The sequence below is a fragment of the Pseudomonas sp. E1MeOHC2 genome, from assembly GCF_058745025.1.
The window spans coordinates 120943-137806 of the sequence record NZ_CP196675.1; the positions used below are offsets into that span (position 1 = coordinate 120943).

At 64.0% G+C, this 16864-nt stretch carries 12 protein-coding genes; 6 read left to right on the forward strand and 6 right to left on the reverse strand.

Going from position 1 to position 16864, the window contains the following annotated elements; all coding sequences use genetic code 11:
- Window positions 1-37: 37 nt before the first annotated feature.
- Window positions 38-1888 (reverse strand): DUF3857 domain-containing transglutaminase family protein, encoded by a 1851-nt coding sequence (locus tag ACSSU5_RS00490; protein WP_492560361.1) that lies wholly within the window; start codon window positions 1886-1888, stop codon window positions 38-40.
- A gap of 103 nt (window positions 1889-1991) precedes the next feature.
- Complete coding sequence (locus tag ACSSU5_RS00495; protein ID WP_264312771.1) at window positions 1992-2465, reverse strand: cysteine hydrolase family protein; 474 nt, start codon at window positions 2463-2465, stop codon at window positions 1992-1994.
- Between the two features lie 185 nt (window positions 2466-2650).
- Between ACSSU5_RS00495 and ACSSU5_RS00500 the strand changes: the two genes are divergently transcribed.
- Complete coding sequence (locus ACSSU5_RS00500) at window positions 2651-3091, forward strand: GNAT family N-acetyltransferase (protein WP_492560362.1); 441 nt, start codon at window positions 2651-2653, stop codon at window positions 3089-3091.
- A 51-nt stretch (window positions 3092-3142) separates the two neighbouring features.
- On the opposite strand, the gene ACSSU5_RS00505 is transcribed toward ACSSU5_RS00500, so the two are convergent.
- From ACSSU5_RS00505 to ACSSU5_RS00520, 4 genes are all read right to left on the reverse strand, one after another.
- Window positions 3143-5620 (reverse strand): TonB-dependent siderophore receptor, encoded by a 2478-nt coding sequence (locus ACSSU5_RS00505; protein ID WP_492560363.1) that lies wholly within the window; start codon window positions 5618-5620, stop codon window positions 3143-3145.
- A 432-nt stretch (window positions 5621-6052) separates the two neighbouring features.
- A complete protein-coding gene (locus ACSSU5_RS00510) occupies window positions 6053-6997 on the reverse strand; it encodes a FecR domain-containing protein (protein WP_492560364.1) in 945 nt (314 codons plus the stop codon).
- 3 nt (window positions 6998-7000) lie between these two features.
- Window positions 7001-7510, reverse strand: a complete 510-nt coding sequence (locus tag ACSSU5_RS00515) for a sigma-70 family RNA polymerase sigma factor (protein WP_264312767.1) — start codon at window positions 7508-7510, stop codon at window positions 7001-7003.
- Between the two features lie 108 nt (window positions 7511-7618).
- Window positions 7619-8683 carry a sigma-54 interaction domain-containing protein gene (locus ACSSU5_RS00520; RefSeq protein ID WP_264312766.1) on the reverse strand — a complete coding sequence of 355 codons (1065 nt, stop codon included), beginning with the start codon at window positions 8681-8683 and terminating at the stop codon, window positions 7619-7621.
- A gap of 331 nt (window positions 8684-9014) precedes the next feature.
- Here ACSSU5_RS00520 and ACSSU5_RS00525 point away from each other — a divergent pair, with 331 nt between their 5' ends.
- The 5 genes from ACSSU5_RS00525 (at window position 9015) to ACSSU5_RS00545 (ending at window position 16856) form a co-directional block, all read left to right on the forward strand.
- A complete protein-coding gene (locus ACSSU5_RS00525) occupies window positions 9015-10088 on the forward strand; it encodes an ABC transporter substrate-binding protein (protein ID WP_492560365.1) in 1074 nt (357 codons plus the stop codon).
- A gap of 11 nt (window positions 10089-10099) precedes the next feature.
- Window positions 10100-11323 carry a lipase family protein gene (locus ACSSU5_RS00530; RefSeq protein WP_492560366.1) on the forward strand — a complete coding sequence of 408 codons (1224 nt, stop codon included), beginning with the start codon at window positions 10100-10102 and terminating at the stop codon, window positions 11321-11323.
- 12 nt (window positions 11324-11335) lie between these two features.
- The gene (locus tag ACSSU5_RS00535) at window positions 11336-12535 is read left to right on the forward strand and encodes an LLM class flavin-dependent oxidoreductase (RefSeq protein WP_492560367.1); all 1200 of its coding nucleotides are present in this window, start codon (window positions 11336-11338) and stop codon (window positions 12533-12535) included.
- 4 nt (window positions 12536-12539) lie between these two features.
- Window positions 12540-14093 carry an ABC transporter substrate-binding protein gene (locus ACSSU5_RS00540; protein ID WP_492560368.1) on the forward strand — a complete coding sequence of 518 codons (1554 nt, stop codon included), beginning with the start codon at window positions 12540-12542 and terminating at the stop codon, window positions 14091-14093.
- Window positions 14094-14279: 186 nt separating this feature from the next.
- Entirely contained in the window at window positions 14280-16856 is a 2577-nt protein-coding gene (locus tag ACSSU5_RS00545; protein ID WP_492560369.1) for a TonB-dependent receptor, read from the forward strand.
- The last annotated feature ends 8 nt before the right edge of the window (window positions 16857-16864 follow it).

A 16864-nucleotide genomic window follows, 5' to 3' on the forward strand; every position in this document is an offset into this window, starting at 1 on the left:
GTAGGAGCAGCACAAGGCTGCTCCTACCAAGCGTGGCCTAGCTCGCTTGTACGATAATCTGGCTCTGCAGGTCCCTGACCATCGCCTCGATGGCCGGCCTCATGGCCGCAAAATCCTCAGGTGAGCAGACCACGTCCGGGCGGCTGAACTTGAAATGCCGCTCGATCACCACCGCATTCCCCTCCTGGGTGTACTGCGCGCTGTACTCCACGTTGGCGTCCTGCAGACGCACCTGTTTGGGAATCGCCAGCACACTGACCTCAGGCGGGAACTCGAAGCGCGACGTCTCAACGGTATCGTTGGAAATGCACACGAAGCGCTGGCTGCGCTCCTTCTCCATGGCAAAGCTGTAGACGTTCTGCGAGATGCCACCCGCCAGGCTGCTCAAGGCCACCATACCGACAGGCCCTGGCAGGTTGACGAGGTTTTCCGTGCGCCCGGCAACGCTGCTGACAAAGTCGCCGTTGGCGTTCGTCGGGCGTACCTCGAAACTGCCACTGCCGCGCTGCCCATAGGCGCCGAGCACCTTCTCGACGAGCATGTCGCGATCCGCCGGTTTCATCGATTTCACCCCGTAGCGGCTGACCTCGCTGGCCCAGCCTTGTACGGTGGAAACGTTGGTGAAGTCCGCGCCACCATTGCCCTGGACCTTGAACTGCAAGTCACTGGAGACCTTGTTGAGCTGGATGGACGGTGTACGGCCAAACTCGCCGGTCGCGGTCAGCAGCACCCGCTTGTTCAACACGGTCAATGGCAGGTAGCCCGCGGCGATCGAGGGGTCGGTCGAATCCAGGTACAGGTCCAGGCTCGGCACATAAGTGATCACATGGTTCAACACGCCCAGTGCAGGGACCTTGGGGAACACGTAGGCATTGCCCAGGTTGATCAGGGCCGGCGTGCTTTTGATGCCCGCAGCCGTCAGCAGCGCCTCAAGCAGGGCAACATGGTCCTTGCAGTCACCGTAGCGGTTGTCCAGCACGGTTTGCGCGGCATGCGGCACGACCCCGCCAGCGCCGACATACACGGCCACATAGCGGATGTTCTCGCGCACCCAGTCACTGAGCGTCAGCGCCTTCTCCCGGGTGGTGGGCAAATGGGCCGTGAGGCGCTGCGCCAGCTCGGTGATCGGTGCCGTGACCTCGACCTTGGCCCGCGCCTGGTAGGCCTGGGCGAACTGCTTGAAGTCGGTAAAGGTCGAGACCGCCAGGTAGTGCCCATAGTCCAGGTAGGACACCGCACTCGCCTCGATCCGCGCACGGTCCGCCGGCACGTAGTCCCAGCGATAGACCTTGCGCCCTGGCGCAGCCGCCGGCATCGATGCCTTGAAGCTGCGCGCATCGGCCTGCAGGGGCATGTCCTCGGGCATGTCGTAAATCAGTGTGAACTGCCCGACCGGGTGGAACTCCGGCACGGTGATGTCTTCGAACTGGTCGGGGAACAGCGGCGTGAAGCGGTTGCGCTGATAACGCAGGACCAGGCGGTCGCCGACCGCAACCTCAGGGAAGATGATTACCTTGATGACGCTGTCCTGAAACATGGGCGCCTGCGCGGACGCCTGCTCCTGCTGCTCCTTGATGTGCGCGGCATCCACCATCACCTTGCGCCCATCAGGTTTGTGCGTGTACGCCTCGATCACCTCCAGCGTTTCCAGCGAACGGTTGTAGCTCACCGGGCGCTGGGCACTGGCCTTGATGGCGCGCTCTTCATTGATCAGCAAGACACTGTCGACGTTCAGGCGGTTGCTGCCATCCTTCTGCACCACAAAGGTCTGCTCGACCTTTTCCAGGGTCACGGAGCGGTCGGTGCCGTCGGTGAAGGCTTGCGCCAGGCTACCCCAGCTCATTGCAACCGGCAGCAGAACAGCGACAAGGTAAGACTTTTTCAGCATGGAGATCCTTCTCAATCCAGGTGTATCGAGGTTGTCGTCAATCGACAATGATACGCATTGGCGCCAAAGGATGGCAAAATGATTGCATCTTTTGTGATCGTATCTACAGCGTGGCCAATACCTCGGCAGCGGTCGTCACCTGGCGAAAGTGGTGCTTCCACAGGTCGATGCCCAGCTTCCCGGACCTGTCCAGGGACGACCCAACCGTCATGTCGGTAACCAGGGTAGGCGTGAGCCCCGCATCGAACAGGGCGAAACCTGCGGCAAGCACGCAGGTTTCGGTTTGCATGCCGCACACCAGCACCCGCTCCACACCCAGCTGCTTGATGTAATCGAGGGTTTCGACGGTCTGCCCGTAGCCATGTTTGACGAACACCTGGTCCGCTTCGACCAGGCTCTCGTCCTCGGCTGCCGGGTGCCAGCCCAACTGACGCTGAAATGGCGTGGCCTTTTCATCGTGCAGCTCGACCGAGGCGATGGTGGGAATGTTCGCCGACAACCGCCGCAAACCATCGACCAGCCATTCGGGCGGGCTGAAGGTGGATTGAACATCGACGATAAGCAAAACCTGGCGCATAGGGCTCTCCGGCCACGGGCAAAAGGCGTCGAGTATAACGTGGCGCCCCTGTTGCAGTTCGCTGAAAGCAGTGCCGGGCTGATCAGCATCGAAGCGGCTGCCAATGCATCGCTTTGGATGAGTGCTCGCAGCTTACTCGTCTTCGCAGCTAGACTCGCCACTCCCCTTTCATTTCAGGCCGCACAATGGATTTGCGATCAACCCTACGCCTCGCCCAGCTCGAGGACCTTGAGGCGCTTGTAGCGCTGGACGCCATTGCCCGGCGCGACCCGCAACGGCGTAGGTTCATCGCCCAGGCCATCGCCTGTGGCCAATGCTGGGTAGCCGCAGACGCCCACGATGCCGCGCTGCTGACGGGGTACGGCGTGCTCAACGACGCCTTCTTCGAATACCCCTTCATTGCGCTGGTGGTGGTGAAGGAATCGGCACGGCGCCGCGGTATCGCCGGGGCCATCATGCGGACACTGGAGTCGCAATGCATGGGTGGCAAGCTGTTCACTTCGACGAATGCTTCGAATGAGCCCATGCGGGGTCTGCTCAGCCAGCTTGGCTTCATCAGCAGCGGACAGATCGAGAACCTCGATGAGGGCGATCCCGAGCTCGTCTTTGTCAAATTCCTCTCCTGAAGACGGTGCTCGCGGACTCACCCGCGAACACCCTCCACAGTTAACCGTCGATCACCAATCGTAGGTCATCTCCACCGATGCCACGCGCTCCTGGCCGTAGTAGCAACCAAACGCATAGTTGCAGTCCGACACGTATTCGCGGTCAAAGATGTTCTGCACGTTCAGGCTGGCCTGCAGCCCGCGCAGGCTCGGGTCGAGTTTGCCCAGGTCGTAGCTGACGGTAGTGTCATACACCGCATAGGCCGGCACGTCGAAGGAGTTGGAGGAATCACCCGGTTTGCGGCCTGTGTAACGGGCACCAGCGCCGAAGGTCAGGCCATTGAGCATGGCCTGGGTGAAGTGATAATCCACCCACAGTGACGCCGATACCGGGGCCTGCGATTCGCTGCGGTTGCCTTGGTCGCCATAGTTGCTCTTGGTATAGAACGAGTCGATGTAGGTTGCAGCGGCCAGCACGTCGATATTAGCGAGGGTGGATTTGAGCTCCAGCTCAAGGCCGCGCGAGCGCACTTCGCCATCCTGCGCCTGGTACTGGGGGTTGTCATTGTCCTGGGTCAGCACGTTCTTCTGCTTCACCTGGAACACCGATGCCGTGAGCAAAGTGCCCTCGACCGGCTGGTACTTCACCCCCACTTCGTACTGTTCACCCTCGGTCGGTTCAAACGACTTGCCGGCGCTGTCCGTGCCCAGCGTCGGCAAGAACGACTGGGAATAGCTGACGTAAGGCGCCAGACCAAACTCGGTGAGGTAGGTAAGGCCGATACGGCCGGTGAACTTGTTGTCACGCTGGGAGGCGATGCTCTTGGCCAGCAGGTCCTTGTTGTCGATTTCTGCCCAGTCCTGGCGGCCACCGACGGTGAGGATCCACTGGTCGAGCTTGATCTGGTCCTGCATGTATACGCCGGTCTGGCGCACGGTGTTGTCCCAACGGGTGTCCAGCACCGGTGTCACGCTGCTGGTGTCGTAGTTGTTCTTGCCATAAAGGTCGACCGGCAACACGTTGTAGGCGTTGTAGCCATCGTACTTGCGCGAGAAATGACGGTAGTCCACGCCCGCCAGCGTAGTGTGCTGCAGCGCGCCGGTATTGAATGTGTACTCCAGGTTGTTATCCAGGGTGTAGGCGATGTTGTGCTGACGCCAGTCGAGCTTCACCCGGTTGGCCCGGGTGTAGTCCACCCCTTCGGCGTCCGAGACGAAGCTGCGCAGGTAAAAACCTTTGTAGCGGTCGCGCACATCGGTGTAGCGCGCCGTAGAGCGCAGGGCCAGGTCATCGCTGAAACGGTGGCTGAAGTCATAGCCGAAGATGTATTGGTTGCGTTTGTAATCGTTGTAGTGCGAGTCACCCGAGAAGAAGTCGCGGTCGATGTGCTGGCCTGTCGGGCCACGCTTGAGCGAACCGATCATCGGCAGCGACTGGTAGTCGGCAAGGCCGTCATCGCGCTGCACCTGCGCCAGCACGGTCAGGGAGGTGTCCTCGTTCGGCGCCCAGGTCAGGCTTGGCGCCAGCAGCAGGCGTTCGCTGTGGGCGTGGGCCACCTGTTCGTTGCCCTTGTCGACCACACCGACCAGGCGATAGGTGAACACGCCCTGCTCATCCACGGGGCCGCTGCTGTCAAAGGCGCCGTTGGCGCGGTTGTAGCTGCCGGCGCCAAGCTTGACCTGGTTGCGCTGCTCGCGGGTCGGGCGTTTGGAGACCATGTTGATCAGCCCACCCGGCTGATTTTGCCCGTAGAGCACCGACGACGGGCCTTTGAGCACTTCGATACGTTCCAGGGTGTAGGGGTCGATCTGCGGCGCACCGCCCAGGCTGCCTGCATAGGGCACGTACGCGCCATCCAGGTACAGCGGGGTCGGGGCGAACCCGCGGCTGGTGATTTCGTCGGCAATGCTGTTGCGGTCGGTAAAGCCGCCGGTTGCCAGCCCCGGCGTGTAGCGCAGTGCCTGGGTCAGGTTGCGCGCGCCTTGGGCCTGCACCTGGTCGGCGGTGACGACGTTGATGGCCTGCGGGATTTCCAGAATCGGTGTGTCGGTCTTGGTGCCTGTCGCGCTGCGGGTGGCCACATAACCGGTTACCGGGCCATACGCCGATTCAACGGATGCGCCGGTGATGCTGGTGCTGTCGAGTTGCAGCGTCGATGCGTCGCCGACCCTGGGCAGCAGTGAGTAGCTGCCATTGGCCTGGCGCAGCACCTGCAACTGGCTGCCCATGAGTAACTGACGCAGGCCCGCCTCGGCACTGTAGCGGCCATGCAGCCCAGGCGACTTCTGCGACTGAACGTATGAGGGCTCGAAGGACACCGTCACCCCCGCCGCTGCCGCAAACTGGGTGAGCGCCGCGTCCAGCGGGCCGGCCGGGATGTCGTATACGGCATCGGCGCGGGCCTGGGCCATGGCGGGTTGGGCGATCATCGCCGCAGCCAACGGTGTTGTCAGCGTGATGCTGAACAGCGCGCGATGCACCGCCCGGGCCACGGCGCCTTTGGCGGAGTTGGTTAGGAAAACGGGGGTGCGAGTGTCTGAACGGAGCATGGGTATTCCTTTCGCCCTGTGGCAGTTTTTTACGGCGTCTGATGCGCCTCTCCTTACAAGTCGAATGAGAATTGAAATCGATAACCCCTTTTTGTGAAAAGAGGGGGTGAAGGCGACTAGGTGCCTGTCTTTGGTTTTGATGTGAGGCGTATATCGAGCGCCGCCCGCGCGGCGCTTCGCGGGGCAAGCCCGCTCCCACAGAGTGTTTGGGGCCAGTGAGGCATCTGGCATTTGCGCGCGACCGCCTTGTCTGCCCGACCCAGTATTAAGACGGACGCTAAAGGGTTCGCGTGCACATGCCACAGGAGTAACTGGCCCGAAACAAATGTGGGAGCGGGCTTGCCCCGCGAAGCGCCGCGCGGGCGGCGCTCGATCTCATAGGCGACGAAAATGCTGAGCGAACACCTTTAAAAAGATGCACCACCCCCGCCCTCAAACAGCCTCCACACGCGCCCAGAACCGGCTGAAACGACGAATGCGCACCGGCAAGGTGGTGGTGAGGTTGTCCAGGGCCGCATCAATATTACCCAGCTGAAACGCGCCGGACAGGCGCAACTCACTCACCGCCTCGTCACACCCCAGGTACCCAGGCCGGTAGCGTTGCAGTTCACTCACAACATCGGCCAGACGCCAGTTGTCCACCAGCAGCATGTCGCGGGTCCAGGCATCCGCCAGCGCTGTGGCGGGCTGCACAACGCCCGTTCCATCCGCCCGGAAACTCAGCTGCTGGCCGGCCTCGACGCGCACCGCCGCCAGTGAATGCGCACTGCGCACCTCCACGGCATGCTCAAGTACGCAAACCTGGGTGACGTCGGCATCACTGCGGACAGTGAAACGCGTGCCCAGGGCGCGAATGCTGCCTTGCTCGGTGTGCACGATGAACGCTCGGGCCTGCGCGTCGCGCGCGGTTTCCACAAAAATTTCCCCGCCCAGCAGGTGCAAGGCTCGCCACTGGGCGGTGTAACGGATGTCGACGGCGGTGGCCGTGTTCAACTGCAAGCGGCTGCCATCCTGCAGGCGCAGCGTACGGCGCTCGCCAAAGCCGGTACGTTGGTCGGCCATCAACCGCGCAACACCCCCCTGGTTCCAGGCCACCCCCCCTGCCCCGCCCGCCGCCAGCACAATACTCATCACTTTGAGCACTTCACGGCGCTTGGCCCTGGCACTGCTCAGGGTCGGGCGGGCGATGCCCGGGGCCACATGCTCGAACTTGCCCTGCAAACGTGCCAAGCGCTCCCAGGCCTGCAGGTGCAGCGGGTCGCTGAGCAACCAGCGCTGATGCGCGGCGTGGGTACTCTCATCGGCATCGCAGCGCAACTCGACATACCAGCGCGCAGCGGCTTCGAGCACGCGCCGGTCCAGCTGAGCACCGGGCACGGTTCAGTCCTCGGCCAGCATCAGGCAATGGGTCAGTGCCCGCACGGCATGCTTCTTCACGGTGGTGACCGAGACGTCCAGGCGCCGGCCGATCTCGACATAGCTCAGGCCATCGAGTTGAGCCATCAGGAAAATTTCACGTGTGCGTGCGCCCAGGCCGTCGAGCAGACGGTCGATTTCCAGCAGCGTTTCGATGATCAACGCGCGCGCCTCGGGCGAGACTTCGACCTGCTCGGGGCGGGCGGCGAGCGTTTCCAGGTAGGCATGCTCAACGGCCCGGCGCCGGAACATGTCGATCATCAGGCTACGCGCGATGCTGGAGAGGTAGGCCCGTGGCTCGCGCAGCTCGGCCGCCTTGCGCTGGGTGAGCACGCGGATGAAAGTGTCCTGGGCGAGGTCCGCAGCATGCTCCACGCACCCGAGCTTGTTGCGCAGCCACCCGCACAGCCAGGGGTGGTGCTCGGCGTAGAGGGTGTGCACGGTTTTTTGCAGAGAGGGGTCAGCGCAGGACATGGAGTGAACCGGTCAGGACGTCTTTAGTAATGACTCTCATTTAACCTGAGACGTCCTGGCCTGTGCAACTATCACCCTCACCCTGCCTCGAAGACTCGTCACCAGCGATCAGGCCTTGGTCAACTCACCAATCTTCTCCAGCCGCGCCCGCACGATGTTGCGGCTGATGTTCAACAGCCGGCCAGTCTGCAACTGGTTCCCATGGCAATACCGATACGCTGCCCGGAACACCGTCTCCTCGATGTGCTCATACAGGTTCGGCACGTTCTGCTCGAACAGCGCCAACAACGCGTTTTCCAGGTTAGGCGGCGCCGCGACCGCGGCCGGTGCACTGGCCTGCGCGGCATATACCTGGGCCGCGCCCTGCGGCCTCATGTCTACCAGGTGCAGGTCTGCGGGCGCCACGACCTGATAACGGCACACCAGCAAGGCATGGTGGATCGCGTTTTCCAGCTCGCGGATGTTGCCCGGCCAACTGTGGGCCAGCAGCTTGCGCTCGGCATCCGGGCTGAGCGACGCCCGCTCGTAGCCCAGGCGCCGGCAGTGCTCTTCGATGAAAAATTCTGCCAGGGGCAGGATGTCACCCGGTCGCTCACGCAGCGGCGGCAGGCGAATGGTGGCGACGTGCAGGCGGTAGAACAAGTCTTCACGAAAATGCCCGGCCACCACGGCGTCGGCCAGGTTGACGTTGGTCGCGGCCACCAGGCGCACATTGATCGGGATAGGCGTGCGTGAGCCCAGCCGCACGACTTCGCGCTCCTGCAGCACCCGCAGCAGCTTCACCTGCATGTTGAGCGGCAGATCACCAATCTCGTCGAGGAACAGCGTGCCGCCGTTGGCAGCCTCGAACCAACCGACCTTGTTCGAGGTGGCGCCGGTGAAGGCACCTTTCTCATGGCCGAACAGTTCGCTCTCCACAAGGGTTTCGGCAAAGGCGCCGCAGTTCACTGCCACGAACGGTTCGCGGCCACGGCGGCTCAGCTGATGGATATGGCGAGCGACCAGCTCCTTGCCGGTGCCGGTTTCGCCGATGATCAGGGTATTGGCCTCGCTGGGCGCCAGGCGCTCGATACGGCTGAGCAGCTCCTGGGAGCGAGGGTCCTTGAACACAAGCACGGTGGCACGTACCGACTTGGTCAGCTCTCGGGCATTAGGATGGGTGATCAGCGACATGGGGGCATTCCTGGCAATTGACGCGCACCCCATAGTGCACGAAACAAATTAGATCAAAAAATTATTAATTCATCTTTATATATTCCATTTTTGAATATTTGAATTTTCAACAGCTCGCTGCTGCTGGAGCAGCAACTCGCCAGCACTGCCCTGCGTGCCGATCAGCAGCCAGGGCTGAGCCGCGCACCCTTCACTTACGCTGAAGGCCCCGCCGTTAAAGGCCTGCAGCCGCCTTTTCAAATAATGGCATGTATTTCGCTCCTGGCCTGTCAACGCCTGGTCCGCTGCAACACGCGGCCCAGACCTGTTGAATCACTGCCTGGAGCTGCACATGAACAAACGCTGGCGTCACACCCTGGCCCTGTTGGGCGGCCTGTTCCTCAGCCTGACCGCCCTGGCGGCCGAGCCACCGGCAGCGGTGCGCATCGCCATCGTTGCCTTCACCCAAGGCGGAGCGCCGGTATTCGGTGGCATCCCAGGGCGGGTAATCGAAGACGGTTGGCTCGAGCAGCAATTGGCCGCCCGTGGCGTGAAACTGCAATGGACCGCCCTGCCCCACGCCGGCGCTGGCCCGCAGATCAACGAAGGCTTCAGCAACAACAGCCTGGACTTCGCTGTACGTGGCGACCTGCCCTCGGTCATCGCCGGGGCCGGCCAAGTGCCCGGCAAGCTGATCGTGCCGGGCGGCAGCGGCAACAACATCTACCTGGTGGTGCCTGCCGGCTCTGAGGTGCGCAGCATTCAGGACCTTAAAGGCAAGCGCCTGGCACTGCACCGCGGGCGGCCCTGGGAATTTGCCTTCAGCAACTTCCTGCAAAGCCAGGGCCTGAAGCTGACCGACTTCAAGATCGCCAACCTCAACCCACAGGTCGGTGCCGCCGCCGTGTCGGCCGGCAAGGTCGATGCCGCCGTGCTGCTCAACGAAGCCTACGCCCTGGAAGACAAAGGCGTGGCGCGGATCCTCTGGTCGACCAAGCAAGGCGCCAACGACTGGCGGCTGGTGTCCGACCTGTGGGGCACCGACCGCTTCGTGCAGCAGCACGCCGACCTCACGCAGCTGGTCGCCACGGCCTGGGTGCGTGCGGCCTGGTGGATCTCCCAGGAGCAGAACCGCGACGCCTATTACGCGCTGTCATCGCGCGCCGGTGTGGCCGAAAGCGTGCTGCGCCGCGACGACCAGGACGACCCAGTGGCGTGGCAGGCGCGCTGGGCACCGAAAAGCGATGCCCAGCTCAAGGCCCACTACGACGCCCTGGGCCAGTACGCCCTGGCCAACCGCCTGATCCGCACGCCCTACGACATCACCCACGACCTGGCCACAGGCTTCACCCGCCAGGCGCTGATCGACCTGCAACTCACCCACTATTGGCCGTCCCTGGACGCTCAAATCAGCCAACAACCTTGAGAACATCCTCCATGAAACTGCCTGTTTCCATCACTTTCGGCCTCAGTGCCCTGGCCTTTTCCATTGGCGTCTTGGCCGCCGACACCTACGCCCCCAAACCCGACCCACAACAAGGTGACGGGCGCGTATCAAGCTTCTACACCTGGGCCAAAGCCATCCCCGCCACGCCCGGCAAGCTGCTACGCAGCGAGCCGCTGGACTCGGCACTGAGCCTGCCCAGCGCCGCCAGTGCCGAGCGCATCCTCTACACCTCGCTGGACGGCATCGACGGCAAGACGCCAATCGTGGTCTCCGGCGCACTGTTCATCCCCAAGGGCAAGGCGCCCGCAGGTGGCTGGCCGGTCGCCAGTTGGGGCCATGGCACCGTCGGTGTGGCGGACATCTGCGCACCGTCCTGGGCCGGGCGCTCCTACCGTGATGTGCAGTACCTGAACCGCTGGCTCGAAGAGGGCTATGCCATCGTCGCCACCGATTACCAAGGCCTGGGGGTACCCGGTGGCCACCCGCTGCTGAACAACCGCATGGCCGCCTACGGCATTCTCGATGCGGCCAAGGCCGTGGTCGCCGGCGTACCGGGGCTGGCCGACAAGGTGCTGATCGTCGGCCAGTCCCAGGGCGGCGCCGGTGCCTTCGCAGCCGGTGCCTACGCGGCGACCTATGCACCAAAACTGGGGGTCAAGGGCAGCATCGGCACCGGTGTGATCTACACCGTGGGGTCGAAGAACGTCGGCGAGCAGGACCCGAACAAGGTCGACCCGGCCCTGGCCTACGGCTTCTACACCCTGCTTGCCGCACAGCAGTACGACCCGAGCATCGACCCACGCGACTTCTACACCGACAAGGCCCTGCCGCTGTTCGAGCAGGCGCGCACCAGTTGCCTGTCTTCACTGGTCAGCGACGTGGTTGGTACCGGCCTGACCCCGGCCAACGCCAAGAAGGACTACCAGGGCGACAAACTCAAGCCGTGGCTGGCCCAGGTGTCGTACCCCACGCTGAAATTGGCCCAGCCAATCTTCATCGGCACCGGCGCCGAGGACAAGACCCCCGCCGCCGCGACCCAGGTCGCGCTGATGCAGGACGCCTGCAAGGCCGGCTCGGTGGTGCAGGGCCACCTGTACAAGGGCCTAGGGCACAGCGAAACGGTCAACGCCTCGCTCAAGGACTCGATCCCCTTCGCCCGCCAGGTCATCAGCGGCCAGCCGGTCACGCCCAACTGCAACCCTAGCGTCCAGTAAGGAGGCCACCCCATGAGCATCGAATTCTTCACCCGCCTGCCACTGCATGGCGAAACCCAGTTTCTGCCCGGCGACCCACGCAACCGTGGCGACTGGCACGCGGGCGGCGACAGCAGCGGTGCGGTTTCAGGGTTCGCCGTAGGTGATCACTTCACCTACATCGACTACCTCGGCCAGATCGCCCGCGCGGCAGAAATCAACGGCTTCGGCGGCGCGCTGATGGTCAATGCGCCCACCGGCGAAGAGCCGTGGACCGTGTGCTCGCTGCTGGCGCGGGAAACCCGCACCCTCAAGTTCGTCACCGCGTTCCAGCCCTTTCACTACACGCCCTGGGTGGCCGTGCAACAGGCCGCGACCTACCAACGCGCTACGGGCAATCGGCTGGTGTGGAACATCATCAACGGCGGCTCCGACGCCATCCAGCGCCAGGTCGGCGACTTCGAGGGCCACGACGAGCGTTACGCCCGCGCCACCGAGTTCATGGACGTGGTGCGCGGCTACTGGCACAACGAGCAGTTCCACTACGACGGCACCTATTACCGCGCCGAAGGCGGCGGCCTGCGCGGGCCGCTGAAAAAAGCCGAGCTGCCGCTGATCTGCACTGCAGGCTCATCGGATGCCGCACGCGAGTTCGCCGCCAAGCATGCCGACTTCTACCTGATGCGCGCCGAACACCCGGACGAAATCGCCGCGCTGATCGCCGACATCCGCGCCCGCGCCTTGAAGTGGGGGCGTAGCGACATTCGCTTTGGCCTGTCCATCGACGTGATCGCCCGGGACACCGAAGAGGCCGCGCGGGCCGAGGCCAAGCGCTTTTTCGACGAAGGCGTGGCCAAGGGCACGGTCAAGGCCCGCGCCGCCCACGCCGGCCTGCGCACGGCACGCAAACTGAGCTACGAACACGGCTACAGCGACAAGAACGAGCAACAGGCGTTCGACGACTTCTTCATCCACCCCAACGTGTGGACCGGCTTTGGCTACATCGGCATCCCGCCGGGCTGCGCGCTGGTGGGCAGCTATGCCAACGTGGTGGCACGCATCCGCGAGTACCACAGCATCGGCATCGACCTGTTCTTCCTCGCCGGCTACCCGCACCTGGAAGAGGCCTACCGCATCGGCGAGCACATACTGCCGCACTTCCGTGGCCAGCGTGCCGCCCTCGCCCGCCCGGCGCCCACCCCCGTGCAACTGCACGCCAGCAACGGAGGCTGACCCCATGGCCTGGGACGGTTACCCACTCAGCCGGCGCCACTTCCTCGGCCATGCCGGCGTGCTGGCCGGCGGGTTGCTGGCCGGCTGCGGCCCAAGCGACAGCCCCGGCAACGCGGTTGCCGACCAGCCGCGTCATGGCGGGCGTTTGCGCCTCGGCATCATCGATGGCAACCAAAGCGGCAACCTCGACGCCCATAAACCGGTCGGCAGCGGCATCGTGCGGGGCTTTGCCCTGTACAGCAAGCTGTGGGAGTGGGACGAGCAGATGCAGCCGCGCCTGGCCCTGGCCGAATTCGCCGAGCCCAATGCCGACGCCAGCAGCTGGACATTGCGGCTCAAGCCTGGGCTGGAGTTCCACCACGGCAAGACCATCGATGCCGACGACCTGATCTTTTCCATCAGGCGCCTGACCGACCCGCAGCTGGCCTCGCCCTATGCGGCGCTGCTGCACTGGGTAGACCGCGATAACCTGGTCAAGCTCGACGACCGCACCGTGCGCCTGGCCTTTCGCGAAAGCCGTAGCTACCTGCCGTTGCCCGAGACCTGGGTCAACTTTGGCGGCATCGTGCCGGTCGATTACCACCCGGTCACCAACCCGGTCGGCGCCGGGCCTTACAAACTCAAAAGCTTCACCCCAGGCCAGCGCTCGCTGTTCACCCGTTTCGACAACTACTACAAACCCGCCAAGCCCTATGCCGATGAACTGGAGATCATCGACTTCAAGGACCAGACCGGCCGGCTGGCGGCTTTGCGCGCTGGGCAGATCGACATGGCCAACGTGATGTCCACCGAGCACCTGCAAGTGCTGCAGGCCGACCCGCGCCTGCATCTGCTGAAGTCGGTGAGCGGCAACTGGTTGTCGTTCGACATGAACACCAGCAAACCGCCGTTCGACGACCCACGGGTGCGCGAGGCGTTTCGCCTGCTGGCCGACCGTGACGACCTGGTGCGCCGGGCGCTCAATGGCCAAGGCCGAGTGGCCAACGACCTGTACGCCCCCTTCGACCCCACCTTCGACCATAGCCTCGGGCCACGGCCGCATGACCCACAACGGGCGGCGCAGTTGCTCAAGGACGCGGGCCAGGCAGGCCTGCAGGTAGACCTGGTGACGACCCCAGGGCCAGGGCTTGCCTCGGCGCTGGTGCTGGCCGAACAGGCCCGGCGCATCGGTGTGACGATCACGGTGCGCCAGGTTGACTTGGCGACGTTCCAGGGGCCGCAGCGCAATGACTGGACCTTGAGCACCGGTGGCAGCATCGGAGCGCCGTTTCTGGCCAGCGCCATCCACACCGACGCGCCGTTCGCCGTGGCCAACAAGACCCATTTCCACGACCCGGCATTCAGCGAGGCCTTCCTCGCCGCCATGGCCCAGCCGGACCTTGAGAAACGCAAAGCGCTGGTGCACCGCGCCCAACGCATCCAGTACGAACGCGGCGGCATGCTGATCTGGGGCTTTGCCGACTTGCTCGACAGCGTCAGTACCCGAGTCGGTGGAGCGCAGGCGGAGCAGTCGCTGTTCAGTACCTGGCGGTTCGAGAGCCTGTGGCTCAAGAGCTAAACGCTGGGCCAGCGCAGTCTTCTGTGGGAGCGGGCTTGCCCGCGAACCAGGGCGAAGCCCTGGCCAGGCACCGCAGTGGATGCTTCGCGGGCAAGCCCGCTCCCACAGTGCCCTGAGCAATCCATAACCGCAGGCGCGGCTGCGCCCTCGCTTTTCCCATTCCTGAATAGAACGAGGCCCAGCCCCATGCCCCGCGTTGCCTTGCTGCACCCGAAATTCCAGCCCAGCTCGCTGGCCCTCGCCATCCTGGCCGCCACCGTGCCCATGGCGTATGCCGAGGACACCCAGCTGCAAACAGTCACCGTGCAGGCCGAGCAGGCCGACGACGACGCCCTGCCCACACGCCCACCGGCCTCGATCTACGGCGGCTTGGAAACCAAGGTCCTCGACACCCCACGCTCGGTCACCCAGATCAACGCCGAGCAACTGGCCCGCGACCCGATCCAAAGCTCCGACGACCTGGTCAAGTACGCCCCCGGTATCACCCGTGGCGGCGGCCAGAACGCCGGCATCGCCCCGCAGATGCGCGGGCAGAACTCCGAGGTGTTCCAGGATGGCCAACGCGCCTACGGCGTGCGCCACCCCGCCAACTTCAACGCCTACGAAGGCGCCGACATCGTCGCCGGGCCGTCCTCGGTCACCTACGGCTCGGTCAGCGGCAGCGGCGGCTACATCAACTACCTGAGCAAGAAGCCCGACTTCAACCGCTTCCGCACCCGCCTGAGCGGCGAAATCGGCAGCTGGATCCCCGACGGCGAATCGCGCGATGCCACCAAATTCAGCATCGACAACACCGGCCCCATCAGTGACAGCCTGGCCTACCGGGTCAGCATTACCCGCCAGCGCCAGGAAACCTTCTACGACAACGTCGACAACAACTTCGACGCGCTCTACGGCGCACTCGCCTGGCGCAACGACAACCTGCGGGTGGACTGGAACGCCGCCTACGACGACTACTACGACTACAACATCACCCACGGCTGGAACCGCGCCACCCAGGACTTGGTAGACCACGGGAAGTACAACGCCGGCCGCGCCACGCCAATCATCCAGAACGGCAACAACCTGTGGTCGCCGGTGCTGTCATCCGGCGCCAGCGATGCCCAGGTACTCGGCTGGGTACAGCGCCAGCGCAACGCGCAGGGCCAATACCAGGTGGTCGATGGCAGTTTCCAGGGCGCCTCACCCAATACCCAGGCCAGCCCAGGCAGCTTGCGCGGCTGGGTCTATGACCCGTCGCTGGCGGGCAATGACCAGACCTCGTTGTCGTCACAGACCGGCCAACGTGCGCAGGACCAGAACCGCTCCCGGCGCTTCACTACACAACTGCGCGTCGAAGGCGACCTGACCCCGTCCATCACCCTGGCCAACAGCACCTTCTACCAGCACTCCACCGACACCACCGACGCGGTGGGCGCGTTCCAGGTGCAAGGCAAGGACGACATCTTCGACAACCGCTTCGAGTTCCGCGCCCGTGGCCAATGGCAGCTGGGCGGCCTGACGCTGGTCGACGACAGCAACACCGGGCTGATCTATCGCCGCGAGAGCAACGAGTCGATCGCCGCCAACAACAGTTTCGGCTCCACCATCAATGCCTACGACCTCACCCTCGACCCGACGCTGAAAAACCCTGGCGACCTGCTCGGCCTGAGCGGGCGCAACCCCGCAGGCGGCAACGGTGCCTGGATCGGCCAACCCGGCGTGCCGCAGCTGTCCAACTATTACGGCTGGCTCAACCTGCCGGCCATGTACCCGGCAGGGCACGGCCTGTACGCCGAATCGGTGGCGCCCTACACCGCCGACAGTACCTGGACCACCAAGACCCTGTTCAGCCAGCACAACCTGCGCCTGGGCGAACGTGTGGGGCTGAATGTGGGGGCCAGCCGCAGCTGGATCGACGCCCGCATCGAAAACCCCTTCGTGCTCGCGGGCGGTAACCCACGCAAGGACTCGGACAACTACCGGTTGTTCTCGGTACAGGTCAGCCCCTATTTCAAACCCACCGAAAACAGCACGCTCTACTACACCTTCGACCGCTCGCTGGCGGTCAACACCGGCTTCTTCACCAATGGTCTGGGCTGGGGCAGCGGCACCGGGGCCAACCAGCTCAACCCGCTGGCGTTCGAGAGCCTCAGCGTGCTGCACGAAGTGGGGCTGAAGGTCGAGGCCGTGCCCGACCAGCTGTTCTTCACCCTGGCCGCCTACAAGCAGGCGCGCGACCAGTCGCCGGACAGCAACAACAACATCGCCCGGCTGATCGTCAAAGGCTGGGAAGCCACCCTGCGCTACCAGGACCCGCACCTGCGCGGTGGCCTCAACCTCAGCCGCATCAGTGCCTACAACGAGTTCACCAGCCAGGCCGGGTTCGCCTCGGCCGGGTTCATCCCCGACAACGGCACCGTGTTTGGCGATAACAACAGCCTCAACCAGCGCCCGTCCGGCAAGTTCGATGCGGTGCAAATCCCCGAATACAACGCCGGCGGCTATGTCGATTACCGCTTCGATTCCGGGTTCGGCGTGGAGCTCTCCGGTTGGTGGACCAGCAGCTGGTACCTGAACCTGAGCAAGACGGTGAAAGTCCCCGACGAATACAACCTCGACCTTGCCGCGTACTACCGCCAGCCACAGTGGGGCGTCACGCTGCGCATGCTCAACGTTACCGACGAGCTGAATTTCGTCAGTGGCCTGGCAGGTTCGACCAACACCTTCCTGCAACCCATGCCTGGGCGCACCTTGCTGGCCCAGGTCGATTACCAGTTCTGACCCTTCCT